Below are 25,803 nucleotides of genomic sequence, written 5' to 3'. Positions count from 1 at the left end.
CATTAACGTGACAAGCGGAAATCTGCTTTTCCACCGACGGTATATGGTGACAATGAAATACTTTCATTATTTAAGCTGAGTGACACAGCAGCAGCATCATCGATACGAATTTGAAAAGGAGTCTCACCCGCAAGCTCAAGCGTAGAAGCTTGACGCCCTGTTGCCAGTACCTTCCCCGTTGAATCGACAATATGTACAGATGTCGGACGATTGAACTCAAGTTTCAACTGATCCCCTGTGGTTGCAGCAGCTCCATTCATATTGATGATTTGTACATCAGACTCAGTCTGCGGAGTCGCAGTCTCATCTGTACTGCCTGACCAATTCTGAATTGTGCCGAACAACGCTGCCAAAATCACAATTACAACAATCGCAATCAGTCCACGTTTCAACCATTTACGGTTACGGTCACGCTTAGAACCAGGTAATTTACCCATGATTTTAATCGGTGAATTATTCAATGCGTGATTCGGTAATAGTCCCGTATCATTGGCATAGATGTCATCAAAACGCTGAATAATCGTAGTGGCATCGACTTTTAGGAACTTCGCATAAGTACGATAGTAACCTTTAATGAAGGTTGCTTCTGGAAGCGCCGTATATTCGTCCTGCTCAAGCGCAGTTAAAGTCTTGAGTGGAATATTCAACTCTTTGGCAACATCGCTTAATTCACGTTTTTGTGTAATACGAATTTGACGAAGATAATCACCCGGACGTTGGATATTTCCTAAAGCATTGCTAGAACCATTCGATTGTGGTGAATTAGGATTTACTTCCATACGGCCTCAGTAGTGTACTGTAATTGCAAATAACGTTTGTATTCTTGACTGTCTGGATACAATGCACGTAGCTGGTTGACCAGTACTTGCGAACCCATCGTGTCATGATTTGCTCGCGCAATTCGGATCCCAATCCAAAGCGCACGTGCATCTAAGTTTTTCTCGCCAACCGCTCGCACAAACTGTTCATAGTACTGCGTAGCTTCAGCATTTTGCTGACGTAAATATGAAATTTCCGCCATTTCGATCATGGCAAGATAGGCACCTGAGTTTACCTGTAGGGCTTGCTTAAAAGCTGCTTCTGCTTCCGCCACTCGACCTACTTGTAGATACGCACGACCTAAATTTTCCAATGCTCGATAACGTTGATCATACCCTAAAGTTGAACCTGCAACTTGAAGTTGATCAATCGCGTCATTATAACGCCCAATTTGATATAAATACGTACCGTAGTTGTTACGAGCCTGTGCATTTTTTGGCTCAGCCGCAATTGCATGCTTAAAATAACGCTCAGCCTTTTCCACATTTTGTGGACTGCCTTCGCGCTGTAACAACACCCCCATCATCATATTTGCAGATGCATCACGAGAGTCGATGTCTAATGCCTGATCCAATGTACGTTTCGCAGCATCGTAATCATTCGACTTAATATATTCAGCCGCCAACTGCGTTCTAACTTGTACTGCTTTACTTGGATCACCTTTCGTATTCACGGTTTGGCAACCCATCAAGTACCACACTGACACACCCAGGGTCAGCGCAAGGTAAAGTTTAGAAACGGGTTTTTTCAATTGGCATCCCCTTATATTATCCTTGTGAACGTAGAATCTCGTTTTTCTCTGCTACTTTCTTTTTCCACTGCTCAGCACGACGTGTTCGATCGGCCACTTGACCGACCAATTGTCCGCAGGCAGCATCAATGTCATCGCCACGCGTTTGACGAATCGTACACACAAATCCAGCGTCAGACAAAGTTTTTTGGAAAGAAATAATGCGGTTGCGACTTGAACGACCATAAGGCGCATGTGGAAATGGATTAAACGGAATTAAATTAATTTTACTTGGTAAGTTCTTCAACAACTTAATCATCTGCTGCGCATGCTCAGGATGATCATTCACCCCATCCAACATCACATATTCAATTGTGACATGCTTACGTGCACTTTCATTACCGTCTTTAGCGATATAACGCTGACATGCTGCAATCAGTTGTGCTAATGGATATTTTTTATTGATTGGAACCAATTCATTTCGCAGTTCGTCATTTGGCGCGTGTAGGGAGATTGCCAACGCAACATCAATATCTTGTGCCAATTGATCAATTTTCGGCACCACACCTGAAGTCGATAAGGTCACACGGCGCTTAGACATACCATAAGCAAAATCATCTAACATAATACGCATTGAGCTCAATACGGCATCATAGTTCAGTAATGGCTCGCCCATCCCCATCATTACCACATTGGTCACCGAGCGCTCACGCTCAGCTACAGGTACATCTTCCATGTAAGAATAGTTTGCGACCCATAACTGCCCAATAATTTCATCTGGATTTAAGTCGCGCTGAAAGCCTTGTTTACCGGTTGAACAGAATGAACAATCCAGTGCACAGCCCACTTGAGATGAAATACATAAAGTACGGCGCAAACCACTGCGATGTTCAGCAGGAATCAATACGGTTTCAACCAAAGAGCCTTCACCCTCACCGACGCGAAAGACCCACTTACGCGTACCATCTTTAGAATAGTTTTTATGCACCACTTCTGGTGCTTTAATTTCACAGAGCTTTTCAAGTTTTTCACGCAATTTGCCTGAGATATTGGTCATCTCAGCAAAATCAGTCACAAAAAACTGGTGAATCCATTTCATCACCTGTCCTGCGCGAAACTTTTTTTCTCCCATATCTTCGAAGAATTTTTCAAGCTGCGGACGTGACATGCCAAGTAAGTTCACTTTCGCAACAGAGTTTTGCTGTGCAGGAGCGGATGGAGATTGTTTCTGTTCAGCCGAAACTGTAGAGACAGCGACCACTTCAGTACTCATGTGTATTACCTAAACCATGTCTAAAGATGAAAGGAGAAGCTCAATAAGCGAGCAGAAATTTATTCAGGGAATAAAAAAACCAGATAAGTATAATAACACTTATCTGGTTTGAATACTTCGAATTAACGAGTACGTGGAGCAATCTCAGTTTGAGCGAAGAAGTAGTTAACTTCACGATCAGCAGATGCTACAGAGTCAGAACCGTGAGCAGCATTTTCGTCGATGCTTACAGCAAAGTCAGCGCGGATAGTGCCTGGAGCAGCTTCTTTAGGGTTAGTTGCGCCAAGGATTTCGCGGTGAGCAAGAACTGCGTTTTCGCCTTCAAGAACTGAAACAACAACTGGACCAGAAGTCATGAACGCAACTAGATCAGCAAAGAAACCACGTTCTTTGTGCTCTGCATAGAAACCTTCAGCTTCAGTTTGAGTCAAGTGTTTCATTTTAGTTGCAACGATTTGAAGACCAGCTTTTTCAAAACGAGCAAAAATGTCACCGATGTGGTTTTTAGCAACTGCATCTGGTTTTACGATAGATAAAGTACGTTCAATAGCCATGATTGGCTCCTTAAGTCAATGTAGACATGAAAATTTTGGCGCATTATACCGACATAATGCACAATTTTCTGCTTTTACTCTGTAAAAAGTTGCTTTTTTCGATGCAAGGATTATCGCGCTTCGTCAATCCATGCCATTTGAATTGCTTCAAGCAAACCTTCAGTCGACTTGGTCGGATCATCACTAAAGTCTGGTAAGGCACACACCCAAGCATGCAAGTCTGTAAAGCGAATCCACTGCGGATCGACATCTGGATGAGCTTCATACAACTCAATAGCAATATCAATAGTGTCTGACCAACGTAAGCCCATGGTGGAGTCTCATCACAATGTAGAAGATACTGTACTGTAGCAAACTCCGAAATTTAAGCGCTAGTTTGTTTGAGAAAAATTGGGCTTTTTTACAACACGATATTTAAAAATGGTGCACTACAAATTAAAGTAACAGCTACGACCGCACCTATAGCCGCTCCCACCAACACATCACTTGGATAATGTAGTCCTAAAATCATGCGTGACGCGGCAACCAAAACAGTAAAAGGCAACATGAGCACCAATAAAATTGGCTGTACAAAGCCCAATAACGTACTGACCATCACCGCATGTAAAGTATGACCTGAAGGAAAACTAAAATGGTCAAGCGGTCGCTCACCCATTCGAATCACCTGATGTACTTGATAAGGTCTTGGGCGAATAGTTTTGATTTTTAAGACTTTATAAATTAAAGTCCCACACAATGAACCAAGCACCAAATACACGATTTGTAAACTGTAGACCAATCCTTGCAACAACCAAGTTAAGGCCAACATGGTGTACCAAAAAATGCCATCTCCCAATCGACTGATCCGCTTAAAAAAATTGGCTACAGTATGCGAATGGGAAAAATGATTGAGATAGACACAGCCTTTTAAATCTAAATCTAATATTCTTATTTTTGCAGTTTTAAGATTCATACCACTTCTCCTTAACAACAATGTTGAAAGTTCAGCTGGAAAATCATTGTTATATGACGATTTAATTCATCAAAATCGCTTTTCGTTAAGCTCATATTAAAGGGTGTTTTTGACAGTTTGATGATTTAAGTTAAAACTCATCAAAATTACCCAACTCATCTTTATCACTGACACTTTTAAAACAGCTATTGGTTAAGGTGCTGCCTTAATATTTGCCGCGTGATATAAGGCTTGCTCAAACTGTTTCACAGGATACCGCCAGCCTACACTCTCAATGTCTTGACGCGCTTGAGTTCCCATACATCTAAGCACCTTTTGCTCTGGCAACTGATTAATAGTTTGCATAAAGTGTGCCACTTGTCCAAAAGGACTCAACCACCCTGTTATACCTTGCTTGATATAACGCTGCGGACTGGCATAGTTATAGGCCACCACAGGTAAGCCACTGGCCATGGCTTCAAGTACCACATTACCAAAAGTCTCTATTTGACTAGCAAAAACAAAAGCATCTGCACTGGCGTAGGCTTGAGCGAGTGACTGCCCTGTTAAGCTTCCCGTAAAAATAACATCTGAGCCATTTGCCATCTCGGTTAATCGCTTACGATCCGGACCATCTCCCACAATCACCATTTTCAACTTGCGTGACTGCTGTTTCTTGATATTCAAATAACTTTGAATGAGCACATCGACTTCTTTTTCTGGAGATAAACGTCCCACATATAGCAACACAGAAGTCTTGGCATCTGCTTGCCAACGCTGACGGAATTGTTCTGAGCGATGCTCTGGATGGAAGCGAGTTGTATCCACCCCTCGGCCAACCTCAACCAAAGGACAGGTCACACCGAAGGTCTGGAGTTGATTTAACGTGGTTTGACTCGGCACACAGGTGAGTACCGTATGGTTATGAAACCAGCGGAGATAACTTTCAATCGGTTTGACCAGCAAAGCCAAATCAAAGAAGCGGCTAAAATCATGAAAAGTTGAATGAAAGCCACTTGATACTGGAATTTGATGCGCTTGAGCTGCATACAGTGCAGTCAGCCCTAGAGGACCTTCCGTCACAATATGGACCACATCTGGCGCGAAGCGCTCAATCGCTTTGCTGACTTTAACATACTGAGGCATACCAAATTGCATGTCAGCATATTTAGGAATGCTCTTTGCCCAGACCAAACATTCCTGCTCTGCCTGAAAGTCGGTACATATGGTTTTTTGTATTGGGCGGATGAGCTGAATACGATGCCCCAGTTTTTGCAAACCTTTACACAGTTGTAATAAAGAGTTCGCCACACCATTGATTTCTGGTGACCATGTTTCCGTCACGATGGTTATTTTTAACTTTGGCTTAAGTGTTTCATGAAGGATAGAGAGTTCTTGCTGAATATTATGCTGATGCTGTTGCTTGAGATAAAACCGCTGTGGTTCTGGGAAATTGTGCTGTTTGAATAATTTTGTTGTCATTGAACCGATCATGTTATTCCAAACTTTTCTTATTTTCGCTCAAGTTTAGTTAAACTATTTGACAGTTTGATGATAATGAATGCAATCAAATAAAAAGACACCTATGATTAGTAGGTATCTTTTTACATATTAATAGTTTAAAGGCCTAAAATTTAAAACATCAAATTAATATACAAGCTATCCTTATACACACCTGCTGGGGTTAAGGCAGTTGGGCGTTCCATCAATTGCACCAAGACTACAAACTTATTTTGCTCAGTTGCTGGTTGAGCAATAGGGCTATTCCAACGTGATGCACTTGCTCCTGAAATATTCATTTGAGTTCTCAATTTATAGTTTTTCTCATTGACTAAATAACTACTCCCTGTTGCATTAGTTAAATTACGCGAATTGAATTTAATCGCGTAATTACTATCACAAGCAACTGAGAAAGAAGTTGCAGCTTGACTAAGATATGATGAACTTAGGTTCAACTGGCTTGAAGTTAAACGCTCAATTTGACACTGTTTTGCATAAGCTATTGGGGTGGCCGCTACACAAAACAGCAGTATAATAATGTTCAGTTTCATGGCTCTACTCCATTTATTTACACTGAAGATCCAGTATTGATGAGTTGTCATCATTCTTAGTATCTGTAATTGTAAGTTCTGACGAACAACTGCGTGCTTCTTTAGTTTTAATTTGTATCTTATATGTTCCCGGAATCAAACCATAAAGCGTTACGCTACCATCGGTAGAAATCGGATAAACCTCTCCTTCACCATTATTATCAATATAAAGCTCTGAACCAGCAGCAAAAGACCGATTGTTACTGTCTACTGGCTTAACAGTAACTTGTTTTGCATGGAATACTGGGAAATTGATGATATAACCGCGTTGATTTAAAGCTGTTAATTGTTTGCTTGAATACTGTATTTTATCTTCGATAGGTAGTTGATTTTGATCAAATGCAATATCGTATTTAACATAAGGAATAACATCATGAATAAAGGCATATCCCTTTTTATTGGTTTTATCAACATAGGTCAGCGATCTTAAAATATCAATATCTTGATAATCCCCTACTTTGACTAGAGTAAATGCGTTATCAACCATTTTGGTAAAACTGATTTTATTACCCAACCAAACAACTGCTCCTCGATAATTTAACTGTGACTCACGGTCTTCACGACCTTGCACATGATAGAAATCTAAATCTCCTACGTCTGTTTTAACAACACCATTAAAGTTAAACATCGTGTCTTCACTACGACGGTTTACGCCAAGAGAATAATCGAACCCGACTTGATTGGAGTCATATTTCACTAACTGGAGGTTTGTGTTTTGGTCAGCTGATTGACTAAAGTAAACGGACTTATTATCAAAACTGTAGCTAAGTGAAAGAATGCCGCCTGAGTCTTTCCTGTCACCAAAAGAGTTGAAATAACTCAAACCAAATGAAATTCGACGACCAAAATTCCGATTAAACCCAACATTTATTACCTTTTGGTTACTATTAGGAAAATCAGGATTTTCATAATATTTTTGTTCTGCATAGTTAATATTTAGATTATGCAAATAGGGCACATTACTCATACCAAAATATGCAAGATTTTCAAATTTCGGATAGTTAGAATTGGCACCCAACTCATCTCCTAAAAATTTAAAATCTTTTTCTGTATATTTTGAGCTCGCCCCCATTGAAAATCGACCAAAGTCTTTACTTGCGGATAACCCATAGGAATAATTAAATTGGTTTTCATCATCATGAGAAGCAAGGACGACACTATCGAGAACAAAAATATTACTAATCGCTTGTGTCCACATGAAACCTATATTTTGTATATCTTTACTGTAAGATAAATTGCTTCCTAACGTAGTTGAGTTTGACATACCCCTGCGAAAATAAGTATTCACAAAGAAGTCCCTATAATCACTACTATCCAAATTATAGTTATAACGAAGTTTACCTGCTGCAACACTATATTCGTTCAGACCAGATCGTAATAGCCTATTGGTTACCATAATAGGAAAGCTTTGTACACTTCGATTCCCGAGTACATCCTCAACTACAATTTGCGCATTACCTGCTTGTTGGATTTGTGCCCCCATTAGTAAGTTATAATCACCAGGGCTCACCTTCTGATTATAAATATTTACGCCATTTATATATAAATCAACAGTAGAAGGAACGCGCGCACTCCCTTGTAAACTTGGCATATTCCAGTACACAAAATTCGGTCTTTCAGTGTAATTCGTCCCCCAATTCAAACCTGCAAAACGTAAAGAATTAATCAAAGGGTTATATGTAGTTGTAGTATCCCCTACCGTTAAGCGGGTCATATGTTTAGGAAATTCAAAATCGACACTACTACTTAAGCGAACCACTCGCTCATCAGTGGGGGTATTCTGATACAACATCGAGTTTTTCATGATCCAATAATCTTTGAAAACCCCTAACTCCATCAGTCCACTATAAGAGTTATTAGAATTACTAGTTGCATAAAGAAAATCATAATTTATGAAACCACCAAAACTGGCCTTTTCAGGAATGATGCTATTGTTTAATGCATTAAAGTCCGTTTCAAAAAGTTCTGTTGGAATCGTGAGCTTAATGGATTGCGATGAATCATCAAAAGTTGACTGAACACTACTTGATGACACTAAGCAGAATTCTGGTCGTGAAGCTAAGGTTTTTAATTGCGCAGTTGAAATTTGACGTTCTGCCAGTACCTGACATTCAAGATAATATTGATCACCCTGCTTTAATAAGGCGACATCTGTATGATGATCTAGATTATTAATCCAAAGGTTCGCAATATTTTCTTCCGGCATACCCTCACTGGCATTTACATTGAGTGCTAAAAAAAAATGAATAACGATCATTATTTTTATTTTAGTATTCATTCTACCCCCACCTTGGACTAATCCGAGAATTTGAGTTCCACCATTTTATCGTTCTTATCTGTAAACAATTGAACGTAATAATTTTTAGGGTTTGTTATTCGTATATTGTTTAGATCATAAGACATACTTTTATTTGCAAGCAAATAATTCATGTTTTCCGTTTTAAAAACTTCTTTTTTATTTGCATCTACAATTTTCAAATTTGCGATTTGAATATGCGATTTTGCATTATTTTTAACAATCAACTTATTATTTTCAACGTTGAAATTTAGTTTAACATCTTCCTGCTTACCAACAAAGAGGGGTAAATTAAAGCTGACCAGAAAATTTACTGAAGATTCTTTTACAGCCTGTGGAATTTCATCAACCATCACACGCCATGTCCCTTCTTGTTGCCCTTCTAAAACCGACTCTACTGGACGATTAAAACCGACGCGAATGGTTTGCTTGCCATTGGCTTGTAAAATAAAATTCTTAGGGTTAATAATTAAACTATCGTCAGGCTCGAGCACATTTTCGCCATTTTCTTTTTGAGTCCACTTAAATGCTTTAACTTCAAAAATGCGCTTTTCTGTCTCATCTTTAGATTCTAGGGTTAATGTTGTTGTTCTTTGCTTTGCGGGATTTTGAATATACATTTGGACTGGGTCAACTGAAACACCAGCATGTGTTCCCGACATATACAGCATCGAAGACACCAGAATTGATATTATTCTTTTCATGTTACGCCCCTTATTATAATTTTAAAAAACCTAACCTGATACTGTGATCAAGTTAGGCTTAGTTTAACCAGATTAGTAGTAAACTTTAATTTTATAAGTATCGTTGTATGTACCCGCACGTTGGAACGCACTTACTGCTGCATTTGTAACAGATACAGAGTATACATCATCAGCTAGACCATTGTGATTTGAGTTACCAAATGGAATCAAACCACCGCCTGTTTTATTTGTAACAATTGTTGTTGGTACACGAACACTGCCATCGTCCTCATGTTTCACATAAGTGCTGACACTTGTACCAGTGTTTGCTGTTTGAATGTTAAGCGTATAGTGGGTATTACTACGCACAGTGTAGGTTGAACTCTGGGTTCCGCCATTTTTATTCAACGTAATGGCACTACCACCGAGCACTTCACATTTTTTAGGAATTTCCAATTTAATTGGAATATCTTTTTCACAACCAACTGAAGTACAGTTACCCCAATTATATCCGCCACCACCACGTGCTGCTTCGCCACCTTCAGCATCAGCAAAAACTGCTGTTGAGCCAAGACCTAATGCAACTGCCATTAAAGATGTTTGAACTAATTTATTCATAGCCATTCTCCGGGACGTTTATTTTTAAAACCTGATTAATTGTTATGGTTACCCTTAATCAAAACTGGGCCTTTCTTGGCTACCAAGCTTTTTGTTAAGCGTGTTTTAATTGTAGTTATTCTGAACAAAAAACCACCTATACGTCCCTTTTCACCCAAAAAGACAACAAGTACGTATTTTTAAAAAAAGTAAATTTAAATAACTATTTTTATTAATATTTTTATACACCCTATACTTTTTAATTCCCAAAAAATAGTTACACAACTTCCAGGGATGCACAATTTTAGTGATTTTTTATATTTTAAATAGATCTCTGTTTTATATTAGAAATTCACTTTTACATTTCATTACATTTTCAGTTGAATAATTTCTTAAATCGCTAAAAAATTCATTTTTCATCTTTTTTTTACTTTACATTTCCATCAATTTTTCAATTCAGGTCGATCATCTTGCTAAAATCCAAAGTTTATTCACATGCTATTTACCCAATTTCAGTGATTGAACAATATGACTAAAATCACATAATCAAGCCTTAAATTTACATGACCTACTATTTCAGAAATCAAAAACTCACACTAAAAACCCAAACGTAATGATAGGTACACTTTTTTGAGAGTTTCATTTATTGCAATAAAGCCCATGGATACGTTATTAATCCAATAGTTTTTGGACGATATATGCTACCCATATATCTAGCACTGAAATGAAATAAACGTGGACTCCATATAACAATTTTGAACACGGGTAAGATCAACTTATAGCTGTGTACCGATAGCCATATCATGGCCCTATTTATACTCACATCTTTTTAATTAATAGCTTTGCCACACATAAAACATGATAGTAGATCAATAAAAAATCCTACCGAAGCAGGGTTTTATTACTTAAAATAAGCTAGATCAGAAACTTAGTTCTTTTCTTTATCTACAATCTTGTTCGCTTGAATCTAAGGTACGAAAAAAAAGGGAAAGCATTGCTTTCCCTTTTTAAAAGGCACGTAACAATAAAAATAGAAAAAACCCACTCAAATAGAGTGGGTTTTCGCATTCAAATCAATTGATTCGAGAAATTAATTCTTCTCTTTATCAACGATTTTGTTCGCTTGAATCCACGGCATCATTGCACGAAGTTTATTACCTGTTACTTCGATACCATGCGCAGCATTTTGACGGCGGCGAGCAGTCATAGATGGGTAGTTTAATGCACCTTCTTGAATGAACATTTTCGCATATTCACCAGATTGGATACGTTTCAATGCATTACGCATTGCTTCACGAGACTGTTCGTTGATTACTTCAGTACCAGTCACATATTCACCGTATTCAGCATTGTTAGATACTGAATAGTTCATGTCCGCGATACCACCTTCAAACATCAAGTCAACGATTAACTTAAGTTCGTGTAAGCATTCGAAGTAAGCCATTTCAGGTGCATAACCTGCTTCTACCAAAGTTTCGAAGCCCATTTTCACAAGTTCTACCGCACCACCACAAAGAACTGCTTGCTCACCAAATAGGTCAGTTTCAGTTTCTTCACGGAATGAAGTCTCGATAATACCTGTACGACCACCACCTACACCAGAAGCATAAGAAAGTGCTACGTTGCGTGCATTACCAGACGCATCTTGATGAATCGCGATTAAGTCAGGAACACCTGAACCACGTTGGTATTCAGAACGTACTGTATGACCTGGTGCTTTTGGAGCAACCATGATCACGTCTAAATCAGCACGTGGAACCACTTGGTTATAAAGAACAGAGAAACCGTGAGCAAATGCTAACGTTGCACCTTCTTTGATATTTGGCTCGATCACGTCACGATAAAGTTGTGATTGGAACTCATCTGGAGTCAAGATCATGACAACGTCAGCTTGAGCAACTGCAGCAGGAACTTCAGCAACTTTAAGACCTGAATTTTCAGCTTTTTTCCAAGAAGTAGAACCAGCGCGTAAGCCTACAGTTACGTCTACACCAGAATCTTTAAGGTTAAGCGCGTGTGCGTGACCTTGTGAACCGTAACCAATGATTGCTACTTTCTTAGATTGGATGATAGATAAGTCGCAGTCTTTATCGTAAAAAATTTGCATTGCTGTCTCCGCTAAAATGCTTGGTATTCTGTAATTCCATCAAGGGGTTTATTGTTTGATGAAACCCTCCTCTTTCTCAAAAGGAGGTTGAATCGTGTTAATTAATTAAATGGTTAAAACTTTTTCGCCACGTGCGATGCCTGAAACACCTGAGCGTACAACTTCAAGGATGGTGTTCTCTGCGAGTGCATCAATAAAACCATCAATTTTTTCAGTCGTACCCGCGATTTGAATGGTATACGTCGTTGGGGTGACATCAACAATTTGCGCACGGAAAATGTCCGCAGTTCGTTTGATTTCAGCACGTGCAGAGCCAAGTGATTTAACTTTAATCAACATCAACTCACGTTCAATGTGCGCACCTTCAGACAAATCAACCACTTTCACCACTTCAACCAATTTGTTGAGCTGTTTGGTGATTTGTTCAATTTTATGGTCATCGCCATAAGTCGTTAATGTCAAACGAGATAAAGTCGGATCTTCGGTTGGCGCAACGTTTAAAGTCTCAATGTTATAACCACGTTGAGAGAATAAACCCACCAAACGAGAAAGCGCACCAGCTTCGTTTTCTACAAGTACAGAGATAATGTGTCTCATGACGTGCGCTCCCCTTTACCTAACCACATATCTTGCATTGACTGACCTGCGATAAGCATTGGATAAACATGCTCTGTACGGTCAACCATCACATTAATAAATACGCATTTATCGTTGATTGCCATTGCTTCTGCAAGCTTAGACTCAAGCTCATCGGCATGGTTAATCTGAATACCTACATGACCATACGCTTCCATCAATTTAGGGAAGTCAGGCAATGAATCTACATAAGAACTTGAATGACGTCCTTCATAGTTCATATCTTGCCACTGCTTCACCATTCCTAAAGCTTGGTTATTCAAGCAGAGGATTTTTACGTTTAGGCCATATTGCTTACACGTCGAAAGCTCTTGGATACACATCTGGATGGATGCTTCACCCGTGATACACACTACTTGTTGGTCAGGGAAAGCCAATTTCGCCGCCATCGCATAGGGTAAACCAACACCCATGGTCCCTAGGCCACCTGAGTTAATCCATTGGCGTGGACGTTTATACTTGTAATAGTTCGCACCAAACATTTGATGCTGACCTACGTCAGAAGTAATGATCGCATCACCATTGGTGATTTTATCCAACGCTTCGACCACTTGTTGTGGTTTCATTACGCCGTTTGCACCAGACTCATATCGCATGCCATGAACTTTACGCCATTCATTGATTTGCGCCCACCAAGCAGCGATATCTTCAGGATTTGGTTTAGACACATTCATTTGTTTCAATTGTGTCAACATTTCTTGAAGGACAGGTTCTACCGCACCCACGATCGGGATATGCGCCATGATGGTTTTCGAAATCGTCGCAGGGTCGATATCAATATGAATCACTTTGGCATTTGGACAGAATTTTGCTGGATTATTGGTTACACGGTCATCGAAACGCGCACCGATACACAAAATCACATCAGCATTGTGCATGGTCATATTGGCTTCATAGGTACCATGCATACCCAACATACCAATAAACTGTGGATCATTACCTGGGAATGCACCAAGCCCCATTAAGGTATTGGTCACTGGGAAGCCCAAAATATGTGCCAGTTCAGTCAATTGTGCAGAAGCATTACCTTGAACCACACCACCGCCAGTATAAATCACAGGACGTTTAGCGTGAATCAGCTCTTCAATCGCTTTACGAATTTGACCTGAGTGACCACGATGCGGCGGTTGATACGAACGCATCTTCACTTTTTCTGGGTATTCGTAAGCAAATTTCTCAGCAGGATTGGTTGCATCTTTTGGAATATCGACCACAACTGGACCCGGACGACCAGAAGATGCAATATAAAATGCCTTCTTAATAATCGAAGGAATTTCGCTGGCATGGCGCACTTGGAAACTATGTTTTACGATCGGACGAGAAATACCGACCATATCTGTTTCTTGGAATGCATCTTCACCAATTAAATGTGACGCAACCTGACCAGACAAAATCACCATTGGGATTGAGTCCATATAAGCCGTTGCAATTGGAGTCACAGTATTGGTTGCACCCGGACCTGAAGTCACGAGGACCACACCCGTCTTACCTGTTACGCGTGAGTAAGCATCTGCCATATGGCCAGCAGCTTGTTCATGGCGCACGAGGTAATGATTGATTTTGTCTTGTTGAAAGAACGCGTCGTAGATATGTAAAACTGCGCCGCCTGGATATCCAAATACATGTTCAACGCCTTCGTCCGCCAATGCGCGAACGAGCATTTCACCACCAGATAAAAGTTCCAACGTGATTCACCCTAATCTTTATCACTGCAATGGTGGAAGGCACCAGCAGTGTTTCATTCATTGATTGTCTGCACTGTTATAGCACACATATTTCTTAGTTTTCATAGCAATAGGAAAAAATTCTGATCTGTATGCTGTTTGAGCAATATGAGATCTAAAACGTGTTGGGATAAACACATTTTTTTACTTTGTTCACGGTCTCGGCTAGAAAGCGTGTCCATTGCATGAAATGACACTTTATCGAAGGGTGATCGAGTAAAGGCATATAAAACTAAAGACAGCATTTTTAGGAGTTTCGTGACTAAAGTCAAGTTTAAAAATTAGCTTTTTTTTGTTTATTTACAGAGCGTTTATTTTTTATTCATCGCGGACAAAGAAAACTGAGCCACTTTTTCTTGGTTTTTTAGTGCAAAAACAAATAGATTTCTATTTCACTGAATTTATTAATAAAAAAACATAATAAAACCCATAAATAAGTTTAATAAGATATTCACCCAAATTTAAATCCAACATCTCTCTCAGATTTTTTCAGTTTTAAATATAGATCAGCATTTGCTCATCAGTTTTTAGCACAACCTTCTGATTTTCATACTGTGCCATGACGCATATTTCACGCATTAAACTGAGGATTTGACCTGCAAAATATTTCAAAAAACTCAGATGAAAAATGCATCAAACACTGCTTATTATTCTCAAATTAGCATAAAATAACGACAACGATAAACCCGATAAAATCCAATGACTCCGGATATAAAAAGGACAATGGTAGATGAGTATTCAGTTTGCAAAAATGGCAGCATGTTTGGTGGGGATGGCGCTTGCAATGGGCAGTACACAAAGCTTTGCCAAGACGTATTATAAGTGGGTTGATAGCCAAGGCTCGACACATTACACCACGACACCTCCACCCAAAACAGCAAAGAAAAAAGGCAAAGTCGATACCTATGGTTGGAAAAATTCGCCACCAGCTGCTTCATCGGAAGCACCTCCACCTGCCAATATGCCAAATACCGTACCAACTCCCCCCAATGCTGTACCAAGTGCTGCCCCAGCACCAGCGGTTGATTTAGAAAATCAACGACGTGAAGCGAATGAAGCACTTCAACAAGGCCAACAAGTCCGCCCTGCGGTTTAATCATTCCGTACGGTTCCAGATTTATTTTCAGCTTGTTTAATTTCCTGCACAAAACATAGCGCAAAATTCACTTTTAGGTGCATTTTGCGCTATGCTGTGCAACAAACTTTTTAACCATTGTTCTACATACGTATATGACTACTCACATTGACCCTGAATATCAAGCGAGCGCGATTGAACCTACCGTCCAACAAGACTGGGAAGCTCGTAAAGCCTTTAAAGTTGCCGACTCTGTAGAAGGTCCACGTCGTTATATCCTTTCGATGTTTCCTTATCCAAGTGGCAAACTGCATATGGGTCATGTACGTAACTACACTATTGGTGATGTCATCAGCCGTTTCCACCGTCTCAAAGGGGAAACTGTCTTGCAACCTATGGGTTGGGATGCTTTTGGTTTACCTGCTGAAAACGCTGCGATTGCACACCAAGTTGCACCTGCGAAATGGACCTTTGAAAACATCGCATATATGCGTGACCAATTAAAAAAATTAGGTCTATCCGTCGATTGGGATCGTGAATTTGCAACTTGTACCCCTGAGTACTACCGCTGGGAACAGTGGTTGTTCGTACAACTGTACAAAAAAGGCTTGATCTATCGTAAGCTTTCAACTGTGAACTGGGACCCTGTAGATCAGACAGTTTTAGCCAATGAACAAGTTGAAAATGGTCGTGGCTGGCGTTCAGGTGCATTGGTTGAAAAACGTGATATTCCAATGTATTACTTCCGCATTACCGACTATGCACAAGAATTATTAGACGATTTAGATACCTTAAAAGATGGTTGGCCACAGCAAGTCTTGACCATGCAACGAAACTGGATTGGTCGCTCACAAGGAATGGATATCACCTTCCCTTCAGCGAATCCTGAAATTTACGCAGACGGCCTTACTGTATTCACCACACGTGCTGACACCTTAATGGGTGTGACTTATGTTGCAGTTGCAGCAGAACATCCAATGGCGCTGAAAGCTGCGGAAAATAATACTGAACTTAAAGCATTTATTGAAGAATGCCGTATGGGTTCTGTGGCTGAAGCTGACCTTGCCACTGCTGAAAAGAAAGGCATGGCAACAGGTCTGTCTGTGAAGCATCCTGTTACTGGCGAAGACATTCCTGTTTGGATTGCCAACTACGTGTTGATGTCTTATGGCTCTGGCGCAGTGATGGCTGTACCTGCACACGACGAACGTGATTTTGAATTTGCCAATAAATACGGCTTAACCATCAAACAAGTGATTGATGCTCAAGGCGCAGATGATGCTGACTTTGATGCGACTCAATGGCAAGAATGGTACGGCTCTAAAGAGGGTAAATTGGTCAATTCTGCTGAATTTGACGGTTTAGATTTTCAGGGTGCATACGATGCATTTCTTGCTAAATTAGAACCAACAGGCCTGGCAAGTTCTAAAGTTCAATTCCGTTTACGTGACTGGGGTGTATCTCGTCAGCGTTATTGGGGTTGTCCAATTCCAATGATCAACTGTGAAAAATGTGGTCAGGTTCCTGTACCTGAAGAGCAACTTCCAGTGGTCTTACCGACTGATGTCGTACCTGATGGCTCGGGTAACCCATTGAACAAGATGCCTGAGTTTTATCAAACCACTTGCCCAAGCTGTGGTGGTGATGCGCGTCGTGAAACTGATACTTTAGATACCTTTGTAGAGTCATCTTGGTACTATGCACGTTATGCATCTCCTGATTTTACTGATGGTTTAGTTAAACCTGAAGCTGCTCAAACATGGCTTCCAGTAAATCAATACATCGGTGGTGTTGAACACGCGATTCTGCACTTACTTTATGCACGCTTCTTCCACAAATTGATGCGTGATGAAGGTGTAGTACAAGGTAATGAACCATTTACCAATCTGTTAACTCAAGGTATGGTTTTGGCAGACACTTATTACCGTGAAGCTGAATCAGGCAAGAAAACTTGGTTTAACCCTGCAGATATCGACCTCGAACGTGATGAAAAAGGGCGTATTCTGTCTGCGAAATACCAAGGTGATGGTCAGGACGTAATTGTTGGTGGCCAAGAGAAAATGTCGAAATCGAAAAATAACGGTATCGACCCACAAGCTATTATTGATCAGTACGGTGCAGATACGGCACGTGTGTTCATGATGTTTGCAGCTCCACCAGATCAATCACTCGAATGGTCTGATGCAGGTGTGGAAGGCGCAAACCGTTTCTTGAAACGTGTATGGCGTTTGGTTGCCAGCTTCCTTGAAAAAGGTAATGCAGCCTCTGCAATTGATACTGCTCAACTGTCTACAGAAGCACAAGACTTACGTCGTAAAACGCATGAAACCATTCAAAAAGTGGGTGATGACATCGAACGTCGCCATGCCTTTAACACGGCTATTGCAGCGATGATGGAACTATTAAATGCGAACAATAAATTTGAAGCGAAAAATGATAATGATGTTGCGGTTGCTCGTGAATCGATTACAACGCTTTTAACTTTACTTGCACCATTTGCACCACATTTAAGCCAGACTCTATTAGCTGAATTCGGACTGGACTTAACCAGCGTGTTGTTCCCGACTGTAGACGAATCTGCACTCACACGTAATACGCAAACGATTGTGGTTCAAGTGAATGGTAAACTGCGTGGCAAATTAGAAGTGTCTGTCGATACATCGAAAGATGAATTGCTTGCATTGGCTAAAGCCTTGCCAGAAGTTCAACAATTCTTGACAGGTCCAACCAAGAAAGAAATTGTGGTGCCAAATAAATTAGTGAATTTGGTGGTTTAAAAAGCTTTAAAACTCCTTCTTAAGTTCCCTCTCCTGAAGAATTGTTTAAGCACTGCTTTAAACAATTCTGCAAGTGAGGGCTAGGGATAGGTAAACTCCCCTCATCCTAACCTTCTCCCTAAGGGAGAAGGAACTGAAAATGATAAACAAAGCCCGTTGCCAGTCAACGGGCTTTGCACATACAATCACGGCATATTATTTTTCTTTTATCAAAAAGAGCAAACAGAGGACAACACATGCATTTAGGCAAACGTTTGGCAGCTATTGTTTTAACTTGTGGCCTAAGTGCGGGCTTGGTCGGGTGTGGCTTTCACTTGAAAGGCATCAATCCAAGCGCAACACCGATTGCTTATTCAAAAATGAATTTGGTGCTTCCGAAGAACACCGATGAATTGCATGAAAAATTGGCCATTTATTTGGGTGCGTCGGGTGTACAGCTGAGCAGTGGTTCAGATGCCTATGTGCTTCGCGTGCTAGATTATAAACCGCAGCGTTTAGAGTTGAACGGTAAACTGATTGAAGTATTATTACGCCTCAATGTCACCTTCCGTATTGAAGATGCGCAAGGCCGTCCAATCACTGAACCACGGACCGTAGTTGCAACGCGTAGTTATCAATACAACGTTGAAACCGTCAACACCGATGACCAAGAGAAAAACTATTTGAATCAAGTCATCGTGGATGATGTCGCGCAGCAAATTGTGCGTCAGATTTCATCGAACCGTCTACCACCTGCACAGCAGTAAGGTTTATTAACAATGAAACTTGACTATTTGCAAGCCTTAAAACGTGTCGATGAAGCTCGCGGCGTGTGGATTATGCAAGGTCAAGAACCATTGCTTGAGCAAAATTTACTGGATGCGTTTCGAGCAAGTTGGCAAAAGCAAGAAATTGAACGACAACGGCATGACATTAGCAATGTCAATGACTGGAAAAATGTCTTTAATGCACTCAATAGTTTGTCCTTATTTTCAAGTCAGCTTGCCATTGAAGTCCATGGCAATATTAAGCCCGATGCTAACGCTTTAAAGTTGCTAAAAAGCTATATCCAAAACAATGAACAGAACTTGCTTTTGGTGGTGATGCCAAAACAGGACAGCGCCAGCCTAAAAACGGGCTTTTTCCAAACGGTTGAAGCCAATGGAGTGCATGTTGCCCTGACCGCAAATTATCCGCGTGACCGTCAGCAGATTTTAAGCATTGAAGCAGATAAGCTTGGGGTTAAACTGAGTCAGGATGCATGGCAATGGTTAGAACAACACCATGAACACAACTTACTCGCAGCTAAAAATAGCTTAATGCGTGTCAGCGATACCTTTGCCGAGGTTGAGCTGATTCAGATTGATCATTTACATGCCTGCTTACAAGACCAGTCCCGCTATAGTACTTTCGATTTGAGTGATGCTCTGCTCGAAGGCAATCTGGCGCAATCGATTAAAATTTACCAATACCTGATTGCCTCAGGTGAACCCCTCAGTCTGATTTTGTGGAGTATCAGTAAAGAAATGCGTTTACTCATGCAACTGTTTGAGCAACCGCAAAATGCACTACAACTGGGGATTTGGAAGAATAAAGTCAGCGTCTATCAACACGCCTTACGTCGACTGAACCCGCAGTGCTTTTTAACGTGGCCCAGTCTCCTGCTTCGCATTGATGCTTCGATTAAAGGTTTAGGGCATGAAAATGCTGAACATGTCGTGATGCAAGCCATTGCAACGCTGTGTGGAAAGTCACTCTTTCCCGCTTAAATTACCGCAACGAGTCTTTTAAAAATAATAATCATTTCTATTTGTTCAAAAAATTCACGATTTATCCGTATTTCGCTTTTATACTATCTGCAATTCTGTTTACTCCCTGATTCCAATGCAAAAAATAAAAGCTGTCAAAATGGTTATCGCGGTACTGTGTGTTGCCGTACTTGCTTATGTCGCGTGGACATATTTCAAACCAAAACAAGAACAACCACAGTATATTAGCGAATCCGTCACTCGTGGTGATCTTGAAAATACGGTATTGGCGACAGGTACTTTAGATGCAACCAAACTGGTAAGTGTCGGCGCACAGGTCTCAGGTCAAGTACAGAAAATGTATGTGCAACTGGGCGATGAAGTTAAACAAGGTCAATTGATTGCGCAGATTGATTCAACCACCCAAGAAAACAGCTTCAAAACAGCAGAAGCCAATATTAAAAATTTGCAGGCGCAGCGTCTACAACAAGAAGCCAGTCTTAATGAGGCGCAACTGGCATATAAGCGTCAACAGCAAATGTATGCACAAGATGCTACCTCAAAAGCAGAATTAGAATCGGCTGAGGCCAGCTATAAAACAGCACAAGCACAGATTAAAGCCATTGATGCACAGATTGAATCTGCAAAAGTAACCAAGTCGACCGCGCAAACCAATATCGGTTATACCCGCATTGTGGCACCGACTGACGGTACTGTGGTGGCGATCGTAACTGAGGAAGGTCAAACGGTAAACGCCAATCAAAGTGCCCCGACTATTGTTAAAATTGCAAAATTGCAAAACATGACCATTAAGGCGCAGGTCAGTGAAGCGGACATCATGAAAGTTGAAAAAGGCCAACAGGTGTATTTCACCACTTTAGGTGATGACAGCAAGCGTTATGCTAGCCTACGTCAAGTTGAGCCTGCACCAGACTCGATTACCGATGAAAGTACCACCAGCACATCAACCAGCACCGCAATTTACTACAATGCTCTGTTTGATGTACCTAACCCCGATGGCAAGTTACGTATTGATATGACTGCACAAGTCTACATCGTGCTCGATTCTGCAAAAAATGCGTTATTAATACCTTCTTCTGCAATTTCAACTCGTCCTGCAAATGCAACGCGGAACAGCGGTTCGAATACGCAAGCAGCGTCATCGACACAAAACAAATCGGCCTCAGACCGAACTCAAGGTCCACGTGTTGAACGTCTAAATTTAAATGCAGCACAACAACAATTGGTTAAAGAAGGCAAAGCTACGCTGAGCGTGGTTCGGGTCTTACAAGCGGACGGCTCAGCTCAACCCAAACAAATTTTGGTGGGGATTAATAACCGCGTCAATGCACAAGTACTTGCGGGTTTAAAAGAAGGTGATCAAGTCGTGATTGCAGACAGTTCGGAGAATACTGCCGCTTCTGCCAATAGCAGCAACCGCCGTCGCAACAGTCCACCAATGGGAATGTAAGCATGACCAAAAAAGCCTTGCTTGAAGTCAGCAATTTGGTGCGAGAGTTTCCAGCTGGCGAAAGTACTGTCCAAATTCTCAAAGGCATTGACCTGACCATTTACGAAGGTGAATTGGTTGCCATTGTCGGCCAGTCGGGTTCAGGTAAATCGACCCTGATGAATATTTTGGGCTGTCTCGACCGCCCAACCTCAGGAAGTTATCAGGTCAATGGTCGTGAAACAGGTAAACTCGAACCAGATCAGTTGGCCGAACTACGTCGTGAATATTTTGGTTTTATTTTCCAGCGTTACCACCTTTTAGGCGACTTAACCGCAGAAGGTAATGTGGAAGTCCCTGCTGTTTATGCAGGGGCAACACCGTATGCACGTAAACAGCGTGCCACTGCTTTACTGACAGAATTGGGATTGGGCAATAAAACTCAAAACCGACCAAGTCAACTTTCTGGGGGGCAGCAACAACGCGTTTCGATTGCACGTGCGTTGATGAATGGCGGTGATGTCATTCTCGCTGACGAACCAACAGGTGCCCTAGACTCGCATAGTGGCGTGGAAGTGATGCGTATTTTGCGTGAGTTAAATGCCGCAGGCCATACCATTATTTTGGTCACCCACGATATGCAAGTAGCGAAAAATGCTTCGCGGATTATCGAGATCAGCGATGGAAAAATCATTGCAGACCGTGCCAATCAACCTGAGCATGACACTGAACTACACAGCGACCCTGATGCAGAAACTGCGATTTCTGCCCAGCAAGAAAAAAATAAAAGTGTTTCCGCATGGCGTTCTCTGCTCGACCGTTTAGGTGAAGCCTTCCGTATGGCACTTTTGTCAATGAATGCACACCGCATGCGAACCTTTTTGACCATGCTCGGCATTATTATCGGGATTGCCTCTGTCGTGACAGTAGTGGCTTTAGGAAATGGATCACAACAACAGATTTTAAGTAACATCAGTAGCTTAGGAACCAACACCATTACGGTGTTCCAAGGTCGTGGTTTTGGTGACAACTCCAAAACGGCCAACTTTAAAACTCTTGTTCCTGCCGATGCTGAAGCGCTCGCCACCCAACCGTATGTGAGTGCGGTTAGTCCAATGGTGAGTTCATCCAAAACCATTCGCTATCAACAAAGTGAAGCCAATGCCACCATTAATGGTGTCGGTGGCGATTATTTCACAGTGAAAGGCCTGACCTTCAAAAATGGACAAACCTTTGACCAGCGAAGTGTCCGCGACCGTACTCAAGACGTGGTCATTGACACCAACACACAAAAGCAGTTTTTTAGTGATGGTAGCAGTCCGATTGGGCAGGTCGTACTTTTAGGCAGTGTCCCTGCACGAATTATTGGTGTAGTCGAACCACAAACCAGTGCCATGGGTTCCGATGATACTTTGAATGTCTATATGCCCTATACCACAGTCATGAGTCGTATGCTCGGTCAAAGTAATGTGCGCAATATCGTGGTGCAAATCAACGATAAGTACTCCACTAGCGCGGCTGAAAACGCAATTGTGAACTTGCTCACCTTGCGCCATGGTCAACAAGATGTGTTCACCATGAACAGCGACAGTATTCGCCAAACCATTGAAAAGACTACCAGTACCATGACTCTGTTGGTTTCTGCAATTGCCGTGATTTCTTTAGTGGTAGGTGGTATTGGTGTAATGAATATTATGTTGGTTTCAGTGACCGAACGGACGCAAGAAATTGGGGTTCGGATGGCGGTGGGTGCGCGTCAAAGTGATATTTTGCAGCAGTTCCTGATTGAAGCCATTTTAGTCTGCCTGATTGGTGGGGTGTTAGGCGTGTTGCTCTCGCTGGGTCTAGGACAAATCATTCAAAAATTTGCTGGAGATAATTTCGGGGTTGCTTACTCAACCACCTCGATTATCGCCGCATTTGTATGCTCGACTTTAATTGGTGTGGTGTTTGGTTTCTTGCCTGCAAAAAATGCAGCCAAACTCGACCCTGTTGCAGCACTTGCCAGAGAATAAGGAAAAAAATATGCCTTTTTTATTAACGCGCCTTTGTACCGCGATGCTGCTTGGCAGCACGTTGGTTGGCTGTGCAGCTGTGGTTAAAACACCTTATCAAGCGCCAGCGGTACAGACGCCATCTCAGTTTCAATACGACAAAGCAACATCGCAACAACGTCAACAAGCCTTGTATGCCGATCAATGGTGGACGCTATTTGGTGATGCACAACTCAATCAACTGGTCGATGCTGTACTCGCAAAAAATGCCGATTTGGCCGTTGCAGGGATGACCTTAAAACAAGCGCGTTTACAAGCAGAACTGGCTGAAAATCAGCAAAAGCCAAGAGTGAACTCTACGGTATCTACAGGTCATCAGTTTGACTTAAACTCAGGCAATGACAGCTCAAGTGGCCTGTCTTTGGGTGCTGGCTTAAGTTATGAAGTCGATTTATTTGGTAAATTGGCTCGTCAAACTGAAGCAAAGCGATGGGAAGCACTGGCAACTGAGCAAGATTTACAAGCCACTGCTCAAAGCTTAATTGGCACCACGGCGAAGCTATATTGGCAGTTGGCCTATTATAATGAAAGCCGTACAACGGCTGAGCAAAGCCTTGCAACCTCACAAAAACTCTATGACTTGGTGAAAGTTCAGTATCAAGCTGGTGCTGTATCAGGACTGGACTTAACTCAAGCTGAACAGTCAGTACAAAGTCAAAAAGCCAGTCTGAGTCAAATTCAGCAAAGTCTGGTCGAGACCCGTACCGCAATTGCCGTGTTACTGCATATGCCTGTACAGCAGTTGAATATTGATGAACCAAAGCGTTTACCACGCTTAGCTTTACCAACTATTGCAGCGGGCTTACCAGCCGACATTTTGTCGCGCCGTCCAGACTTAAAAGCGGCTGAGCTACGTTTACGAGAGAGTTTAGCCACCAAAGATGCCACCACGGCGAGTTATTATCCTTCGATCAGTTTGACTGGGAATCTTGGTTCAAGCAGTACCTCGCTAACGCAATTACTCAAAAACCCTGCCCTAACCTTAGGTGCGAGTTTAAGTCTGCCGTTCTTGCAATATAACGACATGAAACGTGACCTTGCGATTAGTCAATTGGACTATGAAAAAGCCATCGTGCAATATCGTCAGACTTTGTACCAAGCCTTTGCCGATGTAGAAAATGCCCTGTCTGCACGAACTGAGTTGAGTCAAGAAGTGCAATTGCAACAGCGGAATTTAGAACTTGCGGAGAAAGTGGAACGTTTGACCCAAGTCCGCTATCGCTATGGTGCTGTTGCTTTAAAAACCTTGTTGGATCAACAAGAAACCACGCGCACTGCGCGCTTAACCTTGGTCAATACCAAACAAAGCCAATACAACGCTTATGTGACCTTGATGCAAGCACTGGGCGGTAGCCCGATTCAACAGCTCCCTCAATAAAAAGTAGAATAAAAAACGGCACATGATGTGCCGTTTTTTACATTTCAACTAAGCGATTAGTCATCGAGCATCAAGTCTGGGCTCATGCCTACAGTATTGAAACCTGCATCAACATACATGATTTCACCCGTAATACCATTTGCCCAAGGTGAGCAAAGAAATAATGCAGCATTACCGACATCTTCAATGGTCACATTACGTTTAAGTGGGGAAATTTTTTCGTTGACGTCTAGCATTTTACGGAACGATTTAATACCTGATGCCGCCAAAGTACGGATTGGGCCTGCTGAAATCGCATTCACACGAATCCCTTCTGCACCTAAACTTGACGCCAAATAACGTACGCCTGCTTCTAATGATGCCTTTGCCATACCCATTACATTGTAGTTTGGCATCACACGCTCAGAACCTTGGTAAGTCAAGGTCAACAAGCAACCTTGACGAACTAAAAGTAATGGCTTCGCAGCACGCGCCATAGCAATAAAGCTATATGCACTGATGTCATGTGCTACTTTAAAGCCATCACGATCCGTAACATCGGTAAAGTCACCATCTAAAGTATGCGCAGGCGCAAAACCAATCGAATGTACTACACCGTCTAAACCATCCCAGTGTTTTGCCAACTCAACAAAAGTCTGTTCAATTTCAGCATCGACAGCCACATCACATGGTAGAACAATCGTTGAGCCAAATTGTGCTGCAAATTCATCTACACGTTTTTTCAGTTTTTCATTCGGATAGGTAAACGCAAGTTCCGCGCCTTCACGGTGAAGTGCTTGAGCAATACCAAATGCGATTGATAATTTACTTGCAATACCCGCTACTAAAAAACGCTTTCCAGCCAATAGTCCTTGTGCCATGTGACTCTCACTCAAAATAATTTATCTGCATAATGCCAAGTT

Annotated in this window: 22 protein-coding genes; 7 read left to right on the top strand and 15 right to left on the bottom strand. The window is 41.5% G+C overall.

Features of this window, described 5'->3' with window-relative positions; all coding sequences use genetic code 11:
- Positions 1–2 precede the first annotated feature (2 nt).
- The 14 genes from ACG9ZB_RS13090 to ACG9ZB_RS13025 all read right to left on the bottom strand — a co-directional run bounded on the left by ACG9ZB_RS13090 (position 3) and on the right by ACG9ZB_RS13025 (position 14,401).
- A complete protein-coding gene (locus ACG9ZB_RS13090) occupies positions 3–779 on the bottom strand; it encodes a helix-turn-helix domain-containing protein (protein ID WP_419326159.1) in 777 nt (258 codons plus the stop codon).
- Complete coding sequence (pilW, locus tag ACG9ZB_RS13085) at positions 770–1,570, bottom strand: type IV pilus biogenesis/stability protein PilW (protein ID WP_419326157.1); 801 nt, start codon at positions 1,568–1,570, stop codon at positions 770–772. The genes ACG9ZB_RS13090 and pilW overlap by 10 nt, the downstream gene beginning before the upstream one ends.
- A 16-nt stretch (positions 1,571–1,586) precedes the next feature.
- On the bottom strand, positions 1,587–2,822 hold the full coding sequence (gene rlmN / locus ACG9ZB_RS13080; protein ID WP_317112325.1) for a 23S rRNA (adenine(2503)-C(2))-methyltransferase RlmN: 1,236 nt from the start codon (positions 2,820–2,822) through the stop codon (positions 1,587–1,589).
- Positions 2,823–2,944: 122 nt separating this feature from the next.
- Positions 2,945–3,376, bottom strand: coding sequence for a nucleoside-diphosphate kinase (gene ndk, locus ACG9ZB_RS13075; RefSeq protein ID WP_004983508.1), 432 nt, complete (start codon positions 3,374–3,376; stop codon positions 2,945–2,947).
- Between the two features lie 110 nt (positions 3,377–3,486).
- Entirely contained in the window at positions 3,487–3,687 is a 201-nt protein-coding gene (gene iscX, locus ACG9ZB_RS13070; protein ID WP_004697668.1) for a Fe-S cluster assembly protein IscX, read from the bottom strand.
- An 89-nt stretch (positions 3,688–3,776) separates the two neighbouring features.
- The gene (locus ACG9ZB_RS13065) at positions 3,777–4,328 is read right to left on the bottom strand and encodes a phosphatase PAP2 family protein (protein WP_178904921.1); all 552 of its coding nucleotides are present in this window, start codon (positions 4,326–4,328) and stop codon (positions 3,777–3,779) included.
- 192 nt (positions 4,329–4,520) lie between these two features.
- Positions 4,521–5,801 carry a glycosyltransferase family 4 protein gene (locus ACG9ZB_RS13060; RefSeq protein WP_419326154.1) on the bottom strand — a complete coding sequence of 427 codons (1,281 nt, stop codon included), beginning with the start codon at positions 5,799–5,801 and terminating at the stop codon, positions 4,521–4,523.
- Between the two features lie 140 nt (positions 5,802–5,941).
- A complete protein-coding gene (locus ACG9ZB_RS13055; protein WP_004983505.1) occupies positions 5,942–6,358 on the bottom strand; it encodes a hypothetical protein in 417 nt (138 codons plus the stop codon).
- 13 nt (positions 6,359–6,371) lie between these two features.
- Complete coding sequence (locus tag ACG9ZB_RS13050) at positions 6,372–8,675, bottom strand: fimbria/pilus outer membrane usher protein (protein WP_419326152.1); 2,304 nt, start codon at positions 8,673–8,675, stop codon at positions 6,372–6,374.
- 17 nt (positions 8,676–8,692) lie between these two features.
- On the bottom strand, positions 8,693–9,397 hold the full coding sequence (locus ACG9ZB_RS13045) for a molecular chaperone (RefSeq protein WP_419326151.1): 705 nt from the start codon (positions 9,395–9,397) through the stop codon (positions 8,693–8,695).
- A 72-nt stretch (positions 9,398–9,469) separates the two neighbouring features.
- Complete coding sequence (locus ACG9ZB_RS13040) at positions 9,470–9,994, bottom strand: hypothetical protein (protein ID WP_419326149.1); 525 nt, start codon at positions 9,992–9,994, stop codon at positions 9,470–9,472.
- Between the two features lie 1,069 nt (positions 9,995–11,063).
- On the bottom strand, positions 11,064–12,080 hold the full coding sequence (ilvC, locus tag ACG9ZB_RS13035; RefSeq protein WP_236770238.1) for a ketol-acid reductoisomerase: 1,017 nt from the start codon (positions 12,078–12,080) through the stop codon (positions 11,064–11,066).
- A gap of 105 nt (positions 12,081–12,185) precedes the next feature.
- On the bottom strand, positions 12,186–12,677 hold the full coding sequence (gene ilvN / locus ACG9ZB_RS13030; protein ID WP_004697653.1) for an acetolactate synthase small subunit: 492 nt from the start codon (positions 12,675–12,677) through the stop codon (positions 12,186–12,188).
- A complete protein-coding gene (locus tag ACG9ZB_RS13025) occupies positions 12,674–14,401 on the bottom strand; it encodes an acetolactate synthase 3 large subunit (protein WP_419326147.1) in 1,728 nt (575 codons plus the stop codon). The genes ilvN and ACG9ZB_RS13025 overlap by 4 nt, the downstream gene beginning before the upstream one ends.
- A 790-nt stretch (positions 14,402–15,191) precedes the next feature.
- Between ACG9ZB_RS13025 and ACG9ZB_RS13020 the strand changes: the two genes are divergently transcribed.
- The 7 genes from ACG9ZB_RS13020 to ACG9ZB_RS12990 all read left to right on the top strand — a co-directional run bounded on the left by ACG9ZB_RS13020 (position 15,192) and on the right by ACG9ZB_RS12990 (position 24,901).
- Positions 15,192–15,536, top strand: a complete 345-nt coding sequence (locus tag ACG9ZB_RS13020) for a DUF4124 domain-containing protein (protein WP_419326172.1) — start codon at positions 15,192–15,194, stop codon at positions 15,534–15,536.
- A 134-nt stretch (positions 15,537–15,670) separates the two neighbouring features.
- A complete protein-coding gene (leuS, locus tag ACG9ZB_RS13015) occupies positions 15,671–18,292 on the top strand; it encodes a leucine--tRNA ligase (protein WP_419326145.1) in 2,622 nt (873 codons plus the stop codon).
- A gap of 236 nt (positions 18,293–18,528) precedes the next feature.
- Positions 18,529–19,038, top strand: a complete 510-nt coding sequence (gene lptE, locus ACG9ZB_RS13010; RefSeq protein WP_062031226.1) for an LPS assembly lipoprotein LptE — start codon at positions 18,529–18,531, stop codon at positions 19,036–19,038.
- A gap of 12 nt (positions 19,039–19,050) precedes the next feature.
- Complete coding sequence (gene holA, locus ACG9ZB_RS13005) at positions 19,051–20,040, top strand: DNA polymerase III subunit delta (RefSeq protein ID WP_333653790.1); 990 nt, start codon at positions 19,051–19,053, stop codon at positions 20,038–20,040.
- Positions 20,041–20,155: 115 nt separating this feature from the next.
- Positions 20,156–21,490, top strand: coding sequence for a MacA family efflux pump subunit (locus tag ACG9ZB_RS13000; protein WP_333653792.1), 1,335 nt, complete (start codon positions 20,156–20,158; stop codon positions 21,488–21,490).
- A gap of 2 nt (positions 21,491–21,492) precedes the next feature.
- Complete coding sequence (locus ACG9ZB_RS12995; RefSeq protein WP_333653794.1) at positions 21,493–23,484, top strand: MacB family efflux pump subunit; 1,992 nt, start codon at positions 21,493–21,495, stop codon at positions 23,482–23,484.
- 10 nt (positions 23,485–23,494) lie between these two features.
- Positions 23,495–24,901 carry an efflux transporter outer membrane subunit gene (locus ACG9ZB_RS12990; RefSeq protein ID WP_419326143.1) on the top strand — a complete coding sequence of 469 codons (1,407 nt, stop codon included), beginning with the start codon at positions 23,495–23,497 and terminating at the stop codon, positions 24,899–24,901.
- 56 nt (positions 24,902–24,957) lie between these two features.
- Here ACG9ZB_RS12990 and ACG9ZB_RS12985 read toward each other — a convergent pair whose 3' ends face one another.
- Entirely contained in the window at positions 24,958–25,761 is an 804-nt protein-coding gene (locus ACG9ZB_RS12985) for an enoyl-ACP reductase FabI (RefSeq protein ID WP_004697637.1), read from the bottom strand.
- Between the last annotated feature and the right edge of the window lie 42 nt (positions 25,762–25,803).

Origin of the sequence: Acinetobacter johnsonii (assembly GCF_048551975.1) — a bacterium.
Taxonomy (GTDB): domain Bacteria; phylum Pseudomonadota; class Gammaproteobacteria; order Pseudomonadales; family Moraxellaceae; genus Acinetobacter; species Acinetobacter johnsonii_A.
Note: the sequence above shows the minus strand (reverse complement) of the source record. Positions and strands in the feature narration are given on the sequence as shown.

Coding starts and splice junctions, on each gene's coding strand:
- ACG9ZB_RS13090 (WP_419326159.1), bottom strand. CDS start 779: ATGGAAGTAAATCCTAATTCACCACAATCGAATGGTTCTAGCAATGCT.
- rlmN (WP_317112325.1), bottom strand. CDS start 2,822: ATGAGTACTGAAGTGGTCGCTGTCTCTACAGTTTCGGCTGAACAGAAA.
- ndk (WP_004983508.1), bottom strand. CDS start 3,376: ATGGCTATTGAACGTACTTTATCTATCGTAAAACCAGATGCAGTTGCT.
- iscX (WP_004697668.1), bottom strand. CDS start 3,687: ATGGGCTTACGTTGGTCAGACACTATTGATATTGCTATTGAGTTGTAT.
- ACG9ZB_RS13065 (WP_178904921.1), bottom strand. CDS start 4,328: ATGAATCTTAAAACTGCAAAAATAAGAATATTAGATTTAGATTTAAAA.
- ACG9ZB_RS13060 (WP_419326154.1), bottom strand. CDS start 5,801: ATGATCGGTTCAATGACAACAAAATTATTCAAACAGCACAATTTCCCA.
- ACG9ZB_RS13055 (WP_004983505.1), bottom strand. CDS start 6,358: ATGAAACTGAACATTATTATACTGCTGTTTTGTGTAGCGGCCACCCCA.
- ACG9ZB_RS13050 (WP_419326152.1), bottom strand. CDS start 8,675: ATGAATACTAAAATAAAAATAATGATCGTTATTCATTTTTTTTTAGCA.
- ACG9ZB_RS13045 (WP_419326151.1), bottom strand. CDS start 9,397: ATGAAAAGAATAATATCAATTCTGGTGTCTTCGATGCTGTATATGTCG.
- ACG9ZB_RS13040 (WP_419326149.1), bottom strand. CDS start 9,994: ATGAATAAATTAGTTCAAACATCTTTAATGGCAGTTGCATTAGGTCTT.
- ilvC (WP_236770238.1), bottom strand. CDS start 12,080: ATGCAAATTTTTTACGATAAAGACTGCGACTTATCTATCATCCAATCT.
- ilvN (WP_004697653.1), bottom strand. CDS start 12,677: ATGAGACACATTATCTCTGTACTTGTAGAAAACGAAGCTGGTGCGCTT.
- ACG9ZB_RS13020 (WP_419326172.1), top strand. CDS start 15,192: ATGGCAGCATGTTTGGTGGGGATGGCGCTTGCAATGGGCAGTACACAA.
- leuS (WP_419326145.1), top strand. CDS start 15,671: ATGACTACTCACATTGACCCTGAATATCAAGCGAGCGCGATTGAACCT.
- lptE (WP_062031226.1), top strand. CDS start 18,529: ATGCATTTAGGCAAACGTTTGGCAGCTATTGTTTTAACTTGTGGCCTA.
- holA (WP_333653790.1), top strand. CDS start 19,051: ATGAAACTTGACTATTTGCAAGCCTTAAAACGTGTCGATGAAGCTCGC.
- ACG9ZB_RS13000 (WP_333653792.1), top strand. CDS start 20,156: ATGCAAAAAATAAAAGCTGTCAAAATGGTTATCGCGGTACTGTGTGTT.
- ACG9ZB_RS12995 (WP_333653794.1), top strand. CDS start 21,493: ATGACCAAAAAAGCCTTGCTTGAAGTCAGCAATTTGGTGCGAGAGTTT.
- ACG9ZB_RS12990 (WP_419326143.1), top strand. CDS start 23,495: ATGCCTTTTTTATTAACGCGCCTTTGTACCGCGATGCTGCTTGGCAGC.
- ACG9ZB_RS12985 (WP_004697637.1), bottom strand. CDS start 25,761: ATGGCACAAGGACTATTGGCTGGAAAGCGTTTTTTAGTAGCGGGTATT.